General features: G+C 67.9%; 13 protein-coding genes and 1 tRNA gene. 5 read left to right on the top strand and 9 right to left on the bottom strand.

Annotated features, from left to right (window positions below):
* Positions 1–8 precede the first annotated feature (8 nt).
* Complete coding sequence (locus tag AOZ49_RS16340) at positions 9–452, bottom strand: CesT family type III secretion system chaperone (protein WP_231689805.1); 444 nt, start codon at positions 450–452, stop codon at positions 9–11.
* 166 nt (positions 453–618) lie between these two features.
* Between AOZ49_RS16340 and AOZ49_RS32990 the strand changes: the two genes are divergently transcribed.
* Positions 619–1,533: a hypothetical protein gene (locus AOZ49_RS32990; protein ID WP_054476542.1), complete on the top strand. Its 915-nt coding sequence runs from the start codon at positions 619–621 to the stop codon at positions 1,531–1,533.
* Entirely contained in the window at positions 1,530–3,323 is a 1,794-nt protein-coding gene (locus tag AOZ49_RS32985; RefSeq protein WP_054476540.1) for a patatin-like phospholipase family protein, read from the top strand. The genes AOZ49_RS32990 and AOZ49_RS32985 overlap by 4 nt, the downstream gene beginning before the upstream one ends.
* 35 nt (positions 3,324–3,358) lie before the next feature.
* Here AOZ49_RS32985 and AOZ49_RS16325 read toward each other — a convergent pair whose 3' ends face one another.
* Both AOZ49_RS16325 and AOZ49_RS16320 read right to left on the bottom strand, forming a co-directional pair.
* Positions 3,359–4,837 carry a glutamate-cysteine ligase family protein gene (locus AOZ49_RS16325; RefSeq protein WP_054476538.1) on the bottom strand — a complete coding sequence of 493 codons (1,479 nt, stop codon included), beginning with the start codon at positions 4,835–4,837 and terminating at the stop codon, positions 3,359–3,361.
* A 158-nt stretch (positions 4,838–4,995) separates the two neighbouring features.
* Positions 4,996–5,901 (bottom strand): LysR substrate-binding domain-containing protein, encoded by a 906-nt coding sequence (locus AOZ49_RS16320; RefSeq protein ID WP_054432787.1) that lies wholly within the window; start codon positions 5,899–5,901, stop codon positions 4,996–4,998.
* Positions 5,902–6,045: 144 nt separating this feature from the next.
* Between AOZ49_RS16320 and AOZ49_RS16315 the strand changes: the two genes are divergently transcribed.
* Positions 6,046–7,038, top strand: a complete 993-nt coding sequence (locus AOZ49_RS16315) for a Bug family tripartite tricarboxylate transporter substrate binding protein (protein WP_054476536.1) — start codon at positions 6,046–6,048, stop codon at positions 7,036–7,038.
* Positions 7,039–7,061: 23 nt separating this feature from the next.
* The gene (locus AOZ49_RS16310; protein ID WP_054476535.1) at positions 7,062–8,336 is read left to right on the top strand and encodes a hypothetical protein; all 1,275 of its coding nucleotides are present in this window, start codon (positions 7,062–7,064) and stop codon (positions 8,334–8,336) included.
* A gap of 106 nt (positions 8,337–8,442) precedes the next feature.
* Here the strand turns inward: AOZ49_RS16310 and AOZ49_RS16305 are convergent, their stop codons facing one another.
* The 3 genes from AOZ49_RS16305 to AOZ49_RS16295 all read right to left on the bottom strand — a co-directional run bounded on the left by AOZ49_RS16305 (position 8,443) and on the right by AOZ49_RS16295 (position 10,683).
* Positions 8,443–9,093, bottom strand: coding sequence for a DsbA family oxidoreductase (locus AOZ49_RS16305; protein WP_054432793.1), 651 nt, complete (start codon positions 9,091–9,093; stop codon positions 8,443–8,445).
* An 85-nt stretch (positions 9,094–9,178) separates the two neighbouring features.
* The gene (locus tag AOZ49_RS16300) at positions 9,179–9,955 is read right to left on the bottom strand and encodes a putative nucleotide-diphospho-sugar transferase (protein ID WP_231689804.1); all 777 of its coding nucleotides are present in this window, start codon (positions 9,953–9,955) and stop codon (positions 9,179–9,181) included.
* A gap of 347 nt (positions 9,956–10,302) precedes the next feature.
* A complete protein-coding gene (locus AOZ49_RS16295; protein ID WP_054432851.1) occupies positions 10,303–10,683 on the bottom strand; it encodes a tautomerase family protein in 381 nt (126 codons plus the stop codon).
* A gap of 83 nt (positions 10,684–10,766) precedes the next feature.
* On the opposite strand from AOZ49_RS16295, the gene AOZ49_RS16290 reads away from it, so the two are divergent.
* Positions 10,767–11,624, top strand: coding sequence for a LysR substrate-binding domain-containing protein (locus tag AOZ49_RS16290; RefSeq protein WP_054476533.1), 858 nt, complete (start codon positions 10,767–10,769; stop codon positions 11,622–11,624).
* 178 nt (positions 11,625–11,802) lie between these two features.
* Here the strand turns inward: AOZ49_RS16290 and AOZ49_RS16285 are convergent.
* The 3 genes from AOZ49_RS16285 to AOZ49_RS16275 form a co-directional block, all read right to left on the bottom strand.
* A tRNA-Ser gene (locus AOZ49_RS16285) sits at positions 11,803–11,893 on the bottom strand.
* A 169-nt stretch (positions 11,894–12,062) separates the two neighbouring features.
* Positions 12,063–13,613, bottom strand: coding sequence for a SpoVR family protein (locus tag AOZ49_RS16280; RefSeq protein ID WP_082380476.1), 1,551 nt, complete (start codon positions 13,611–13,613; stop codon positions 12,063–12,065).
* Complete coding sequence (locus AOZ49_RS16275) at positions 13,610–14,869, bottom strand: YeaH/YhbH family protein (RefSeq protein WP_054432798.1); 1,260 nt, start codon at positions 14,867–14,869, stop codon at positions 13,610–13,612. Before AOZ49_RS16275 ends, AOZ49_RS16280 begins: the two co-directional genes overlap by 4 nt.
* Between the last annotated feature and the right edge of the window lie 11 nt (positions 14,870–14,880).

Here is a 14,880-nt window from a genome sequence, read left to right as displayed (position 1 = left end):
GCGCGGGGTCAGACCGACTGCATCATGAAGGCGGGATTGCGCCACGGCGCGTCCGCGCCCGGCTCCGCGCGCGCGGCGCGTTTCTCCCAGGCCTCGACCTGGTTGAGCAGCGCGTCGATCGCGGCCAGCAGCGCGTCCGCGCCGCATTGTTCGCGCGCCACGCCCAGCTGCAGATGCATGCGGCCATCCGGGGCCGCGCACGCCACCACGCCACCGCCCGCCTGCAGGAAGTTGCCCTGCGCGGCCAGCAACGCCAGCGCGCCATCCATCTTGCCCCCGCCCACCGCGCAGGACAGCAGGATCTGGCCGCGCGCGCCATGCGCCATCAGCTGCACCAGATGGCGGCCATCGAATGCCAGTTGGCACAGCCCGCCCTCGGCGGGCGCCAGCGCGGGAATGCCCAGCGCCTGGCCGAGTTCGGAAAGCACCTGGGCGAAATGAGGGTCTGACACGGTAACGAAAGTGGCGATGCGGGCGCGAACGGGCGCGGCCGCCCGCAGCGCGAGATGGACGAGGCCACATTATGGCACCCGCGCCGCGCGAATCCCAGGCCCCGGCAGGGAACCGGAAGGCATGCTGCTGTTACTCAAGGGGTGATTCCCACTCCGCGAGCTTTCCATGGCGTTCAACTCCCTCTCCGACATCGCGCAGGCCGCCGCACAGTACGCGCAGGCGCATTTCCATACCGGCGACACCGAACAGCCCGCGCAATGGGCCGTCCCGCTGGACGACCATCATCAACTGGGCATGGCGCGCAACGCGCACGACGGCAGCGTGGTGCTCACCGCCTGGCGTCACGCCTTCAACGACGCGCCCGGCTTCGACGACCCGCAGGGCGAAGCGCTGCTGCGCCGCGGCTTCGATACGCGCCTGGGCGCGGGCCTGATCGGCGGCATCTCGCCCGAGCTGGGCCCGAGCCTGAGCCTGCCGCTGTACGCGGCCTGCGACGCCCAGGCCCTGCACGACGTCGCCGACACGCTGCTGCGCGAACTCGACCGCCTGGCCGGCCCCCACCCCGACGCCACGCCGCCCGCGGCGCTGCCGCGCGGCCCGCAAGGCGATGCGCGCCAGGCCGAGCGCGACCTGGCGCGGCTCGCGCTGGCCTGCGGGCTGGACACGCTGCCCAGCGGCGCGCGCCAGTTCGATCTGTTGTTCGACGACCTGCCCGGCCGCGTTACGCTGCACCCCGACAACCGGCGGCTGCTGATCGATTTCTTCCTGCACGACGCCGCCGCGCTGCAGGGCAGCCTGCGCCGCGCCGTCATCAAGAGCGCGCTGCTCATCAACCAGAACGCGCTGCGCGGCCACGCCTACGTGGTCGGACTGGACAGCCGCCAGTTCATGACGGGCAGCGGCCGCATCGCGCTCGAGCGCCTGGACGACGACACCTGGCCGCGCTGGCTGCAATACCAGCTGGCGCAGGCGCAAGACACGCGCGCGCTGGTGCGCGACCTGGCGCTGGAAGGCGCGCAGATTTCCTTTGGCGTGGCGGCCGCCGCCACGGGCGCCGCCGCGCCGGGAGCGCTGGTATGAACGGTATCTCCAGCGCCATCCAGAACAGCGCCGCCGCCTCCGTCTGGCAACCGCCGGCACAGGCGCCGACCTCGCTGCTGGGCCAGCTCAAGGGCCTGTTCGTCACGCCCGACACCAACGCCGCCCACGTCGACGCGGCCAAGCGCTCGCTCGAGCAGTACTTCATGCAGGAGACCAGCGCGCTCGCCAACATGATGGGCCCCAAGGGCATCGAGAGCTTCGCCGGCGACGTGCAGACGCGCTTCGAGTCCATCGTCCAGCGCTCCTTCGACGCGCTGCCGCGCAAGCAGGACGGCTCGGTCGACGGCAAGGACTTCGCCAGCGCCATGAAGTCGGCCGGCAAATCCGCCGCCATGGCGCTGGACCGGCTCAAGGTGGATGCGGCGCGCTCGGAACTCATGTCCAACCTGCCGCAGGCCGACACCCGCCCGCAGATCATCCCGCGCGGCGACAAGTACGTCGTCATCCGCCCCGCGCCGCAGCTCGAGAACATGGCGTTGCGCGGCGGCGGCGCCAAGGGCATCGGCTACAGCGCCGGCCTGGACCAGATGGAAAAGACCGGCATGCTGGCCGGACTCAAGCACCTGTCGGGCTCGTCCGCCGGCGCCCTCACCGCCACCTGCCTGGCGGCGGGCCTGAGCGCGGCGCAGTTCGAACAGGGGCCGGCCGACGCGTTGTTCCGCCCGGGCATGCTCGATGCGCTCAAGGGCGGCGGCGACCTGGCGCGCATCTATCCCGACCTGAAGATGGAAGGCGGCCTCGCGCCCGCCGTCGCTTCCTTGAAGGTAGTCGACCAGACCACCTCGCGCAGCGTGCACGACTACCTGACGACGCACTGGAACACCCATGCGTTCCAGGACAAGCTGGTCGCGCTCGCCGGCCAGGGCCAGCTGAGCGACCGCCAGCTCGAACGCCTCAGCCGCCTGCAGCAGCTGCCGGACTTCGAGCAGGAACACAAGGACAGCATGATCACGTTCGGCGACCTGAAGCTGCTGAACACGCTGGCGCCCGACAAGTTCAAGCAGCTGACGCTCACCGGTTGGAACAAGACCGATCAGGTCGAGGAATACTTCGACGCCGACAGCGCGCCGGACATGCCGATCGCCTATGCCGCGCGCATGTCGATGTCGTTCCCGATCGCGTTCAAGGCGGTGTCGGTGGAGACGGCCGACGGCGGCAAGAAGGTCTACGCCGATGGCGGCATCGGCAGCAACATGCCGTCCGAGGTCTTCACCCATCCGAAGGACGCGCAGGGCGTGCCCACCGCCCTGACCGGCGACGCGCTCGGCCAGACGCAGGCCCGCACCCTGCTGCTGACCTTCGACGAAAACGGCAAGGCCTACCAGATCATGCACGGCGGCCCGCCCCAGGCGCCGACGCCGGGCGTGCTGGGCAAGATCAAGTCGTTCTTCGTCAACCTGATCACCAGCCACCCCGACCAGGCCGGCGCCGATTTCGCCGACAAGCAGAAGATCTGGACGGCCGGCCCGAACGCGCTGCCGGTGTTCCACGGCGGCATCAGCACGCTGACCTCGAACATCAGCGACGAGGTCCAGCACCAGGCCCACATGCTGTCGGCCTGGAAGTCGCTGGAGCAGATCGCGGTGCGCACGCATCAGGCCTACTCGATGGAATGCGACAGCCTGGCGGACCTGGCGGGCCTGCTGACCGACGGCGAAAAGCAGGCGCTGCGCACCGGCGCCGCGCCCGATGGCCTGCAACGCCAACTGCTGGCGCTGGTCGACAACGTTCCGCCGCCCGGCCTGGGACCGATGCCGCAACTGGCCTGAACGATGCCGGCCCCGCACGGGGCCGGCCGGGCGATTCAGAGCGGCACCACTGCCCTGGCCTCGCACACCTTGGCCAGGCGGCGCGGATCGCCATCGAGTTCGCGCCACAGGCGCAGCAGGCGGTCCGCGCCGCTGCTGCGCGCATCGACCGCGTAGCGCGCATAACCGAGCCAATGGCGCTCGTGCGGCGCCAGCCCGCCCGCGGCCACCGCCAGCACCTCGCCGGCCAGCGCATGCACCGCGGGATCGTGCAGCGCGTCGCGCATGGCGTCGGCGCGCATGGCACGCAGCCGCAGCCAGCCCCATGACCGCAACAGATCCTCGGCTTGCGGCAGGTTGCGCATCAATCCCAGTTGCAGCGCCGACGGCGCCATCACCAGCGTCGCCGCCACCTCGCGTCCCGCCTCGCGCAGCAGTTGCGCATCGGCGAAGCCGGCGCCGGGCGCGCGGCCTTCGATGTAGCCGCTGGCGCCCAGCTGCGCGTACAGCTCCTCGATGCCGCCCGGCCGCCGCCAGGCTTCACGCAGCGCCTCCAGCGATGGCGGCGTCGCCAGCCGGTAGCGCCAGCGCGCGTCGAGGAAATGCGCGAACTGCGAATACTCGAAATGCGCGCCCTGCGGCGCGATGGTGACGCCCTCGCCGATGTCCGAGCGCCGGCCCGGCCAGCCCTCCGACGCCAGGAACGCCGACAGGCACGGCGAACCGCGCAGGTACACGCCGGTGGCCGACTTGTAGCCATCGTCCGTCGCCAGCGGCAGGCAGCGGCTGGCGGTGCCGGGCGCGAACATCCAGCGGAAGTAATCGCCCAGGTCCACGAACGGCCGCTCGGGCAGGCGCTGCAGGTGATAGTCGCCGGCATAGCGCGAGTGGCGGAACATGCGGTCCCACACCGTCAGCCGGTTCTCCTTCAGGCCGGTCGCGCGGCCGTTCTCCAGCGGACTGTTGGCGAAGATCGCGATGCTGGCCGGCGCCAGCGCCAGCACCACGTTGAGCGCACGCGCCGCTTGCGTCACGTCCACCGACGTGCACGGGCTGTTCTGCGCCTTGGCGTCGATCCCCACGCGGTGCAGCCATTCACGATGGCCCACCAGCTCGCGGTAGATCGGCCGCGGCACGTGCACCGTCGCGTACCACGACGGGTCCAGGGTGCAGTCGGGATGCTCCGACGCATTCAGCAGCACCGCGCCTTCCGCTTCCAGCGCGCGGCTGGCGTCATGCAGTTCACGCGTGGCGCGCCGCGCCAGTTCGTCCAGTCCGCCGTCATCCTCCGAGACCGGCGCGAACGCGGTCTCGAGCAGGTTGAAGCCGTTGTCCAGGCCGCTCTCGCCGGCCGCCACCGACACGCCGACGATGCGCTCGCCGATGCGCGCCAGGTCCGGCGCCTCGCCGCGCGCCGCCTTGATCGCGGCCAAGGTCTCGAAGTAGCCGCCCACCGGGTGGCTGGCGCCGGTATCGCGCCGCGCCACCGCCATTTCCATCTCCAGCCCCAGCGTGCGTCCCGCGCGCGGCGTCATCGCGCCGCTCCCGCGGCGCGCGGGCGGTTCCGGACATCGGGAACGGAAAGGGTGGCGGCGTGCATCAAGACTGTCTCCTTGTTCTTCTGGCGCGATACGCGCCGCAAGCTGAGTAACACCGATGGCGCCGCCGTTCCCCGGCGGCTGTCGAGACGGTCTCAGACGGACTCGACCATGTCTCCGAAGCGCCGCGTCAGGATGTCGACGAAGGCCTCGGTCACCACCGACGGCGCGGTCTGCGCCGGATAGGCCATGCAGACCCGCACGGGTAGCTTGGGCGTGAACGGACGTATCGCCAGCTGCTGCGCGAAGACGTCGGCGATATACGGATTGACGATCCCCAGGCCGGTGCCGGCCGCGGCCAGCGCGCAGATCGTCGATGAATAGGTGGTCTCGATTTCCGACACCGGCTGCACCTGGTGCGCCAGCATCGCGCCGCGCAACTGCAGGTAGACGTCATCGTCGGCGTTCAGCACCAGCAGCCGCCGTTCGTTGAGGTCGGCGATGCCGATGGCCGGCAGCGCCGCCAGCGGATGGTCCGGCCGCATCACGCAGACCGCCGCGCTTTCGTGCAGGCTTTGCAGCGCCAGGTGCGCGCCATCCAGCGGCACGGTCGTCACCACCACATCGTAGGTGCCGTGCAGCAGCCCCTCGCGCAGATACTGGCTGCCCACGGTCTGCATATTGATGTGCACGTCGGGATAGCGCTGCGCGAATTCCTCGACCGCGCCGGGCAGCATGCCCAGGCCCAGCGCCGGCGTGCAGGCCAGCCGCAACACCCCGCTGCCGCTGCGGCGCATGGCGGCCACGCGGTCCTCGATGCGCTCCAGGCCGACGAAGTGCCGCTTGACCGTATCGAACAGGTCCTTGGCCTCGCGCGTCGGCCGCAGGCGGCCGCGCTCCATGTCGAACAGTTTCAGGCCGCTGGCCTGCTGCGCCTGCGCCAGCAGGCGGCTCACCGACGGTTGCGTGGTGCGCAGCATCTGCGCCGCGCCGGTGGTGGTGCCGGCCAGCATTACCGCGTGGAAGGCTTCGATCTGACGGAAATTCAGCGGTCGGCTCATGGGGTCACAGGGTATAGCAAACTTGCATAGACTATGCCGAAAAAAGAATTTTTTCAAATACTTAGCGACTCCTACACTCGTGGCTCCTCGGGTGCTCCTGCTCCCGCACCCCACCGAAACACCAACCGCTGTAGGGGAAATACCATGCGTTCAAGCCATCCCTGGCGCCGCCGCGTCCTGCAAGCCTTCTGCCTGACCCTGGCGAGCGCGGCCCTGCCGTTCGCCGCCCAGGCCCAGGCCAATTATCCGGACCGCCCGTTACGGATCATCGTGCCGTTCACCGCCGGCGGCAGCTCCGACATCCAGGGGCGGCTGCTGGCCAAGTACCTGGGCCAGCTCTACAACCAGCCGGTCGTGGTCGAGAACCGGCCCGGCGCCGGCGGCCACATCGGCGGCAAATTCGTCGCCGAATCCGACCCCGACGGCTACACCCTGCTGCTCGGCTCCATCGGCCTGCATGCCACCTACGGCGTCTACAAGCACCTGAACTACCGCCCGGCCGAGGCCCTCAAGGTCATCACCATCGTCGCCGAGATGCCGCACGTGGTCGTCGCCAGCCCGACGCTCCAGGCCAACACCCTGGCCGAACTGACCGCCCAGGCCAAGGCCAACCCCGACAACCTGCATTTCGGCTCGGCCGGCGTCGGCTCCTCGGTGCATATGGTAGGCGAACTCTACAAAATGGCCGCGCAGGCCCCGATCGCGCACATTCCCTATCGCGGCAGCTCGGCCGCCATCAACGACCTGATCGGCGGCCAGATCCAGCTGCTGTTCGAAAACGTGCCCACCACCATCGGCTACATCCAGACCGGCAAGCTCAAGGCGCTGGCCATCACCGGCGCCACGCGCTCGGCCGCGCTGCCCGACGTGCCCACCGCCGCCGAGGCCGGCCTGCCCGGCCTGACCGTGACCTCCTGGACCACCCTGGCCGCCGGCAAGGACGTGCCCGACGCGCTGATCGACAAGCTCAGCGCCGACCTGCGCCGCGTCTACGCCGATCCGGAATTCCGCGCCGGCCTCGAGCACCTGGGCATGACGCCGGTGGGCAACAGCCCGGCCGAGGCGCGCGCCTTCGTCGAGCGCGAGCGCGCCCGCTGGAACAAGGTCATCGAAACCGAACACATCAGCGCCGGCTGAACGCCCTTCCCCTTCCTTCATTGATGAATCGCATGACCACTCCCGCCATCGCCTGCCGCCGCCTGGGCGGCCCGCCGGGCCATCATTTCTTCGGCTACTACAACAAGACCGTCTGGCATCGCGGCGGCCGCTATCTGCTGGCCAACCGCGCGCCGGTCAAGGACGCCGTGCTCACGCCCGGGCTGCGCGCCGAGGTCGGCTACTTCGACCTGCGCGACGGCGAGCGCTACCACGCCGTCGGCGCCACCACCGCCTGGAACTGGCAGATGGGCTGCCAGCTGCAGTGGCTGGACGGCCAGGCCGAGCCGCAGCTGATCTACAACTGCCGGCGCGACGACGATGGCGGCTTCTATCCCGGATTCCGCTCGGCGGTCCACAACCTCGTCACCGGCCAGACGCGCTACCTGCCGCTGCCGATCTACGTCGCCGCCCCCGACAGCCGCTACGCGCTGTGCGTGGACTACCGCCGGCTCTACATCACGCACCAGACCATCGGCTACAGCGAACACGCGCCCGCGCCGGTGGCCAACGCGCCGGCCGACGACGGCATCCACACGCTCGACCTGGACAGCGGCGCCCACCGCCTGCTGGTCAGCTACGCCGACCTGCGCAACTTCCATCCGCGCGCCTCGATGGAACGCGCCATCCACTGGGTCAGCCACATCGAGGTCAACCCCTCGTCGACGCGCATCCTGTTCCTGCATCGCTGGACTGAGCGCGTCGAGGACGAGACCTGCTTCCTGCACCGCCTCATCACCATGAACCCGGACGGCAGCGACATGCGCCTGCTGGAATGTTCCGATCATCCGCTGCCGCAGCTGGCCGACGACTTCGATCCGGCCGCCGTCGGCACCTTCGATTACGAGAAATCGGAATACCAGATCTCGCACCCGCTGTGGCGCGACGACCGCTCGATCATCGTCTGGGGACCGCATGCCGGCCGCATCCACTACCACCTGTACGAAGATGCCGACGGCGGCCAAGTGCAAGTGGTGGGCGACGGCGTCCTCACCGAGAACGGCCACATGACGTTTTCACCCGTGGACAGCCGCTGGCTGCTGAGCGACACCTATCCCGATCCGGTCACCCACGAACGCATCCTGTTCCTGTACGACATGCGCACCGGGCAGCGCCACGACCTCGGCAGCTTCTACGCCGATCCTTCGCTGTCCAAGGAAAACCGCTGTGACCTGCACCCGCGCTGGAGCCGCGACGGCACGCAGGTGTGCGTGGATTCGGTGCACGAAGGCGAACGCCAGATGTACGTGCTGGATGTCGCGCCGATCGTGAAAGCCTGAGCCGGCCGCCGCATGGACAAGCCCGGGACCGCCGTCGCGCGGCAACGACGCGGCGGCCTCGCGGTCATGCGGATCGCGGCGCGGCGCCCATGGCGCCGCCCGCCGCTCACCCCTCGCGCGCGACCTGGCGCAGCGCCTGCTCGAACACGTCGGCCGGCTGGCCGCCGGACACCAGGTACTTGCCGTTCAGGATCACCGACGGCACCGAGGTGATGCCGCGGTCGCGCCATTCGGCCTCTTCCTTGCGCACCTCTTCGCTGTAGCGGCCCGAGGCCAGCACCGCGCGCGCCTCGGCCGCATCCAGCCCGGCGTCCGCCGCCGCCTGCACCAGCACCTCGACGTCGCTGGTGTCCTGGTTGTCGTAGTGATAGGTCTCCAGCAAGCGCTTTTTCAGCGCCGTCTGGCTGCCCTGGCCCTCCAGGCCGGCCCAGTGCAACAGGCGATGGGCGTCGAAGGTATTGAACGAACGGTTGTCGTCGCCCATGCGCATGCGCATGCCGACCGCCGCGGCGCGCTCGCTGATCACCTTGCGATTGGCCTGCACCTGCTCGCGGCTGTAACCATACTTGGCCATCAGGCGCTCAATGGTGTTCTGCCCGCCCTTGGGCATGTCGGGATTCAGCTCGAACGGACGGAAATGCAGCTCGACCTCGGCCTCGCCGCCCACCCGCTCGATCGCGGTCAGCAGGCCGCCCAACCCGACCGCGCACCAGGGACAGGCGACATCGGACACGAAATCAACAGTGATCTTGGACATGGAACTCTCCGGGAACAGAGAGCTAGCGTAGACCAAAGCACGGCACCACGGCCAAGAAACCCTGGACGCGCCAGGGCCGCGACGCCTAGCGCGCCGCGTTCCGACCAAACAGGATCCGCTCGATCGCCCGCACCCTATCCCGGCGCCGCCTGACCGCGCGCACCGGCCTGCCGAACACGCGCTTGCGCTGCGTGGCTTCCCGGCTGGCCTGCAGATGCTCGATGAACACCTCGTCGCACGACGCATTGTCGGTCTTGTCGAAGATCCAGCAATAGGCAACGGGCAGCCGCGCCTGCCGGTAACGCGGCTCGGCGGACAAGGCGTCGCGGGCCAGCAGGCGCTCCAGCACCCGCTGGTCCCACTCGTCGGGATTCTCCGCGCAGGCCTGCGCCCAGGCTTGCAACAGCGCGGCGGCGGCCGGCGTATGGTTGATGAACAACGTGCCGCTCAGCAAGTGCCCGTCGGGCTCATGGTAGGCGGCGATATCGCAGTCCAACGCGGCCAGCGTCGGCCACGGATCGCGATGAAACACCGCGTCCACGTCGACATACAGCAGTGGCCCCGTGTGCTTCTTGCGCATGGCAACCAGCACCGATGGCTTCATGGACGCATTGCGCACCCAGGACCCGGCGGATTCGATCGGCTCGGCGTCGACGGCAAGCCCCAGCCGTTCCGCCGAGCGCAGCAGGCGATTCTTTTCCGCCTCGTAAATGCTGTCGCAGGTGAAAAACGCCACCACCATGCCCGTGGCACTACCTCGTCGCCCGCCCGGCGCCACCTTGTCCGGCCCCGGAAAGCTCGGAACCCCTCGCGCCTGCTCCGCGGACCAGCCGAACCACCTGCGTCGAAACCAATCGAACATGATGCGCCACGCTATTCAAGATCAGGTACAGCGGGCATACCGGCAACGTCATGTCGACAGCGCGGAGGCAGGCTCGCACAACGCTTCTCCCGCCGTAACGCGACGCACGATGGTGCGGGCGGTACAGGCGCGGGATCGAAGCGCAGGCAGAGTTTATGGATCGACGCGATACGCGTCGACGCAATTGCAATCAGTCGAAATTCAAATCGCCACGCTGAAATAATTCTTCGCGCGGCCTCCCTCTGAAGCGCCGTTCCAGGCCCAACAGAACTTTCAACCGGCTTTCCGGGCAGGGCTTGCCGCGCGTCGGGAAAATTCCGACGGCGTGAGTGCTGTTGCCAGCCGGCTCAGGCGTATTGCGCGAGGCCGCCTCCCAGCGACCAGTTTTCCTTCAGCACCTCGACGAGGTTCACGAACACATCCTCGGGCCGCAGGCCGGGATTTTCGCCAAGCAATTGCGCAATCCGCCGGAACAACGCCTTCTTCTGTTCCAAGCTACGCGTGTTGTTCGCGGTGATCTGGATGAACACCAGATCGTCGCTTCGCGCGATATCGAGGTAAGTCGCCCCGTAGCGGAAATTCGCGGCCTCATGCTCGGTCATGACCATGAACTGGTCATCCTCGGGAACATTGAATGTCTCGCGCAGCGCGCGATAAACGCTGTCAAAGATCGCTTGCCTATAGGCCTCCGGCTTTCCGGAGCGCAATGAGATATGAGCGAACGGCATGGGAAGTTCCTCCTTTGTGGTCCCGCTGCCCATTATCCATTCTGATAACGTATGCATTTTTATTTCAACGATAAAGTTTTGAAATGACCAAGCGCGCCCTCGACCTGGAGGCGGTCAGAGCCTTCATCCGCATTGCCGAGCTGGGCAGTTTCACCCGCGCCGCCGAATCGCTGCAGACCACCCAGGCGGCGATCAGCCTGAAGCTCAAGCGGCTTGAAGACCGGCTGGATTTCAGGCTCGTCGAACGCACGCCCCGGCGCGTGGAGCTTTCAGCCCACGGCGCGACTTTTCTCGAGCACGCGCGCAAGCTCATCGAGGCGCACGACCGGGCGGTCTCGGTCGTCGCGGGAACGCGGCAGCGTCTCGCCATCGGCATCAGCGACCATGTCGCGGGTCCGGAACTGCCGGCGCTGATCGCACGCATGAACGCGCAGGATCCCCGGCTGCTGATCGAAATCCGGATCGGCTCGTCGGCCGAGCTGCTGCAACGTTTCGACCGCAGGGAGCTCGATACGGTGATCGTCCGCTTCCAGGCGGGCCGCGGCGATGGGGAAATCCTCGCCGAAGAAAAGTTCGGCTGGTTCGCCATGCCCGGCTGGCAACATCGGGCGGGAGAACCGCTGCCGCTGGCCACGATGGCCGAGCCCTGCGGCGTGCGCGCCCTGGCCGGGCAACTGCTCGATGAGGCCGGCATACCCTGGACCGAAGTGTTCGTGGGCGGCGGCGTGATGACGGTCGCCGCCGCCGTCATGGCGGGGCTTGGGGTGGCCGCGCTGGCCCCGCGCATGGTGCCGTTCGGCGCGGTCGACGTCGGCCCCAGGCTGGGGCTACCGGATCTGCCGCGGCTGCCCATCCTGCTGCATACCCGGGTCAGGGACAGCCGCGCGCAGGACGCGCTGGCCGCGCTCTCGGCGGCCTTTCGCGGCGCGGTGCGAAGCTGATCGCCAAAGCCGGATCGGTCAAGCGGTGTCGCGGGTCGCGGGCCACTTGAGCCCTCAAGGGAACGCCGCTTACCGCGGCACCCTCGCCGGAAAACAAAAAACCCGCAGGACCAATGTCCATGCGGGTTTTGGGGCAAGCTGATGGCGGGCGACCGCGCGGCAACGCTTGTGAAATTCTTGGCGGACAGAGGGGGATTCGAACCCCCGATACGCTTTTGACGTATACACGCTTTCCAGGCGTGCGCCTTCAACCACTCGGCCACCTGTCCTGATCTGGTACGCATTCCGAAAAATGCGAATCCGCGATTCTAGCAGATCGGCAAGAAAGCTGCATTGGCGGCGCGGCAAAAGAAAAAGGGGACGCGATTGCGTCCCCTTTTTGCCACGAGCCTCCCGGCCTGCCGCGCGACGGCGGCGCCGAGGCCGCCCGCCGCCCCCTCACGCGTTGGGCGGATCCTGCTCGCGGTACGAACCGACGGTGCCGTCCGGCTCGGTTTCCTCCAGCCTCACGCGAAAGCCCCACAGCCGCGCCAGGTGCTTCATCACCTGCTCGGCGTCCTCGGCCGCCAGCGGCCGGCCGCGGCTCTTCAGGTGGCGCAGCACCAGCGAGCGATCGGTGTCGCGGTTAAAGCGCACCACCTGGATGTCCGGCACCTGGTTGTCGCGGTTGTGCTGCGCGGCCAGCAAGCGGCGGATGTCGCGGTAGCCGTCGTCGTCGTGGATGGCGGCGACTTCCAGCTTGGGGTTGGCCTGGTGGTCCGAGATCGCGAAGAAGCGGAACTCGCGGATCAGGCGCGGCGACAGGTACTGCGAGATGAAGGACTCGTCCTTGAAGTTGCGCATGGCGAAGTCCAGCGTCTTCAGCCAGTCGCCGCCGGCGATGTCGGGGAACCAGCGGCGGTCCTCGTCGGTGGGCTTCTCGCAGATGCGGCGGATATCCGACATCATCGCGAAGCCCAGCGCATACGGGTTGATGCCGCCGTAGCCACGCTCGTCGAAGCCGCGCTGGCTGACGACGTTGGTGTGGCTCTGCAGGAACTCCATCATGAAGCCGTCGTTGACCAGCCCCTTCTCGTGCAGCCGGTTCAGGATGGTGTAGTGCCAGAACGTGGCCCAGCCTTCGTTCATCACCTTGGTCTGGGTCTGCGGGTAGAAGTACTGGGCGACCTTGCGCACGATGCGCACCAGCTCCTTCTGCCACGGCGCCAGCTTGGGCGAATACTTCTCGATGAAGTACAGCAGGTTCTCTTCCGGCTCGGGCGGGAACACCGACGCGGCCACCCGCTCGTCCTTGTCGGCCTCCAGCCGCGGCAGGGTGCGCCACAGGTCGTTGTACTGCAGGCGCGCGTGCTCCTGGCGCTCGGCCTGGCGCGCGGCCTCTTCCTTGTACGAGATCGGCGTCGGCCGCTTGTAGCGGTCCACGCCGTGGTGCGACAGCGCGTGGCAGGAATCCAGCAGCGCCTCGACCGCGTCGATGCCGTAGCGGTCCTCGCAATCCATCACGTACTTGCGGGCGAACACCAGGTAGTCCAGCACGCCATCGGCGTCGGTCCACTGGCGGAACAGGTAATTGCCCTTGAAGAACGAGTTGTGGCCGTAGCAGGCGTGCGCGATCACCAGCGCCTGCATCGTCATGGAGTTCTCTTCCATGAGATACGCGATGCAGGGGTTGGAGTTGATCACGATCTCGTAGGCCAGGCCCTGCATGCCGCGCCGATAGAACTGCTCGTTGCGGATGAACTCCTTGCCATACGACCAGTGCGGATAGCCGATGGGCAGGCCCGCCGACGCATAGGCGTCCAGCATCTGCTCCGAGGTGATGACCTCGATCTGGTTCGGATAGGTGTCCAGCCCGTACTCGCGCGCGACCTGCGAGATCGCGTCGTCATAGGACTGGATCAGTTCGAACGTCCATTCGGAACCTTGCGACAGCGGCCGGGGGCTGCCGGCCGACTCCGGCTCCACGAGTGCGCCCAGGATGGCATTCATGCGGTTTCCTTCTTGAACAGGTCATGGAACACGGGATAGATTTCCCCGCGATCGCAAATCCGCCGCATCACGAAATGCGGCGCCAGCTTCTGTTCATATTCCGCCCACAGGCTGCTCTTGCGCGCCTCCTGCGAGTCGGGAACCTCGATATAGGCGAAGTAGCGCGTGGCCGGCAGCAGGTGCTCGGCCAGGAAGCGCGCGCTCTTGCCCGCGTCGGCGCCGAACGAGTCGCCGTCGCTGGCCTGTGCCGCATACACGTTCCAGGCCGTGGGCGGATAGCGCTTCTCGACGATCTCGCGCATCAGCTCCAGCGCCGACAGCACGATGGTGCCGCCGCTCTTGGGATCGTAGAAGAAGGTCTGCTCGTCCACTTCCTCGGCATTGTCCGTGTGGCGGATGAAGACCAGGTCGACGTGCTCGTACTTGCGCGACAGGAACAGGTACAGCAGCGTGAAGAAGCGCTTGGCCAGGTCCTTCTTGCCCTCGTCCATCGAGCCGGACACGTCCATCAGGCAGAACATGACCGCGCGCGCCATCGGGATCGCGACCGACACGCGGTTGCGGTAGCGCAGGTCCAGGTCGTCCAGGAACGGCACGCGCGCCAGGCGCTCGCGGCAGTCCTCGACGTCCTGCTCCAGGGCCTTGATCTGGTCGGCGGGCTCGCCCGCCGCCTTGGCCTTGGCCAGGCGCTCTTCCGCGTCTTCCAGGTCGGCGCGCGCCTTCACGCTCAGCGCCACCCGCCGCGCCAGCGACGACTTCAGCGTGCGGCTGATGCTGAGCATGCTGGGCGAGCCGGTGGTGGTGTAGCCGGCGCGCTGCCATTTTTTCTGGCTGACCTCGCCCAGCTGGGTGCGCGCCAGGTGAGGCAGTTCCAGGTCTTCGAAGAACAGGTTGAGGAATTCGGCCCGCGACAGGCTGAAGGTGAACTGATCGACCGCCTCGCCCTCGCCGGGCTCGGACCCGCCTTGGCCTTCTCCTCCCTGAGGCCGGTCGAACGTGTCGCCCTTGGCGAACTCGCGATTGCCCGGATGCACCATTTCCCGGTCGCCGCCCGCGCCGTGCCGGAACGTCGGCTCGGAAATATCGCGGGCGGGCAGGTTGATCTCGCCGCCCTGATCCATGTCCTGGATCGAGCGGTCGCGGATCATCCCGTGGACCGCCTTGCGGATCTGGTCCTTGTAACGCCGCAGAAAGCGCTCCCGGTTAACGGCGCTCTTGTTGCGCCCGTTAAGACGGCGATCGATCAGTGAATTCATGATTCACCTCG

The organism is Achromobacter sp. 2789STDY5608615 (assembly GCF_001298995.1).
GTDB classification, from domain to species: Bacteria; Pseudomonadota; Gammaproteobacteria; order Burkholderiales; family Burkholderiaceae_B; genus Achromobacter; species Achromobacter insuavis.
Note: the sequence above shows the minus strand (reverse complement) of the source record. Positions and strands in the feature narration are given on the sequence as shown.

What these genes read in the sequence shown, in the direction of transcription:
- AOZ49_RS32990 (WP_054476542.1), top strand. Translation starts at nt 619, where the DNA reads ATGGCGTTCAACTCCCTCTCCGACATCGCGCAGGCCGCCGCACAGTAC.
- AOZ49_RS32985 (WP_054476540.1), top strand. Translation starts at nt 1,530, where the DNA reads ATGAACGGTATCTCCAGCGCCATCCAGAACAGCGCCGCCGCCTCCGTC.
- AOZ49_RS16325 (WP_054476538.1), bottom strand. Translation starts at nt 4,837, where the DNA reads ATGACGCCGCGCGCGGGACGCACGCTGGGGCTGGAGATGGAAATGGCG.
- AOZ49_RS16320 (WP_054432787.1), bottom strand. Translation starts at nt 5,901, where the DNA reads ATGAGCCGACCGCTGAATTTCCGTCAGATCGAAGCCTTCCACGCGGTA.
- AOZ49_RS16315 (WP_054476536.1), top strand. Translation starts at nt 6,046, where the DNA reads ATGCGTTCAAGCCATCCCTGGCGCCGCCGCGTCCTGCAAGCCTTCTGC.
- AOZ49_RS16310 (WP_054476535.1), top strand. Translation starts at nt 7,062, where the DNA reads ATGAATCGCATGACCACTCCCGCCATCGCCTGCCGCCGCCTGGGCGGC.
- AOZ49_RS16305 (WP_054432793.1), bottom strand. Translation starts at nt 9,093, where the DNA reads ATGTCCAAGATCACTGTTGATTTCGTGTCCGATGTCGCCTGTCCCTGG.
- AOZ49_RS16300 (WP_231689804.1), bottom strand. Translation starts at nt 9,955, where the DNA reads ATGTTCGATTGGTTTCGACGCAGGTGGTTCGGCTGGTCCGCGGAGCAG.
- AOZ49_RS16295 (WP_054432851.1), bottom strand. Translation starts at nt 10,683, where the DNA reads ATGCCGTTCGCTCATATCTCATTGCGCTCCGGAAAGCCGGAGGCCTAT.
- AOZ49_RS16290 (WP_054476533.1), top strand. Translation starts at nt 10,767, where the DNA reads ATGACCAAGCGCGCCCTCGACCTGGAGGCGGTCAGAGCCTTCATCCGC.
- AOZ49_RS16280 (WP_082380476.1), bottom strand. Translation starts at nt 13,613, where the DNA reads ATGAATGCCATCCTGGGCGCACTCGTGGAGCCGGAGTCGGCCGGCAGC.
- AOZ49_RS16275 (WP_054432798.1), bottom strand. Translation starts at nt 14,869, where the DNA reads ATGAATTCACTGATCGATCGCCGTCTTAACGGGCGCAACAAGAGCGCC.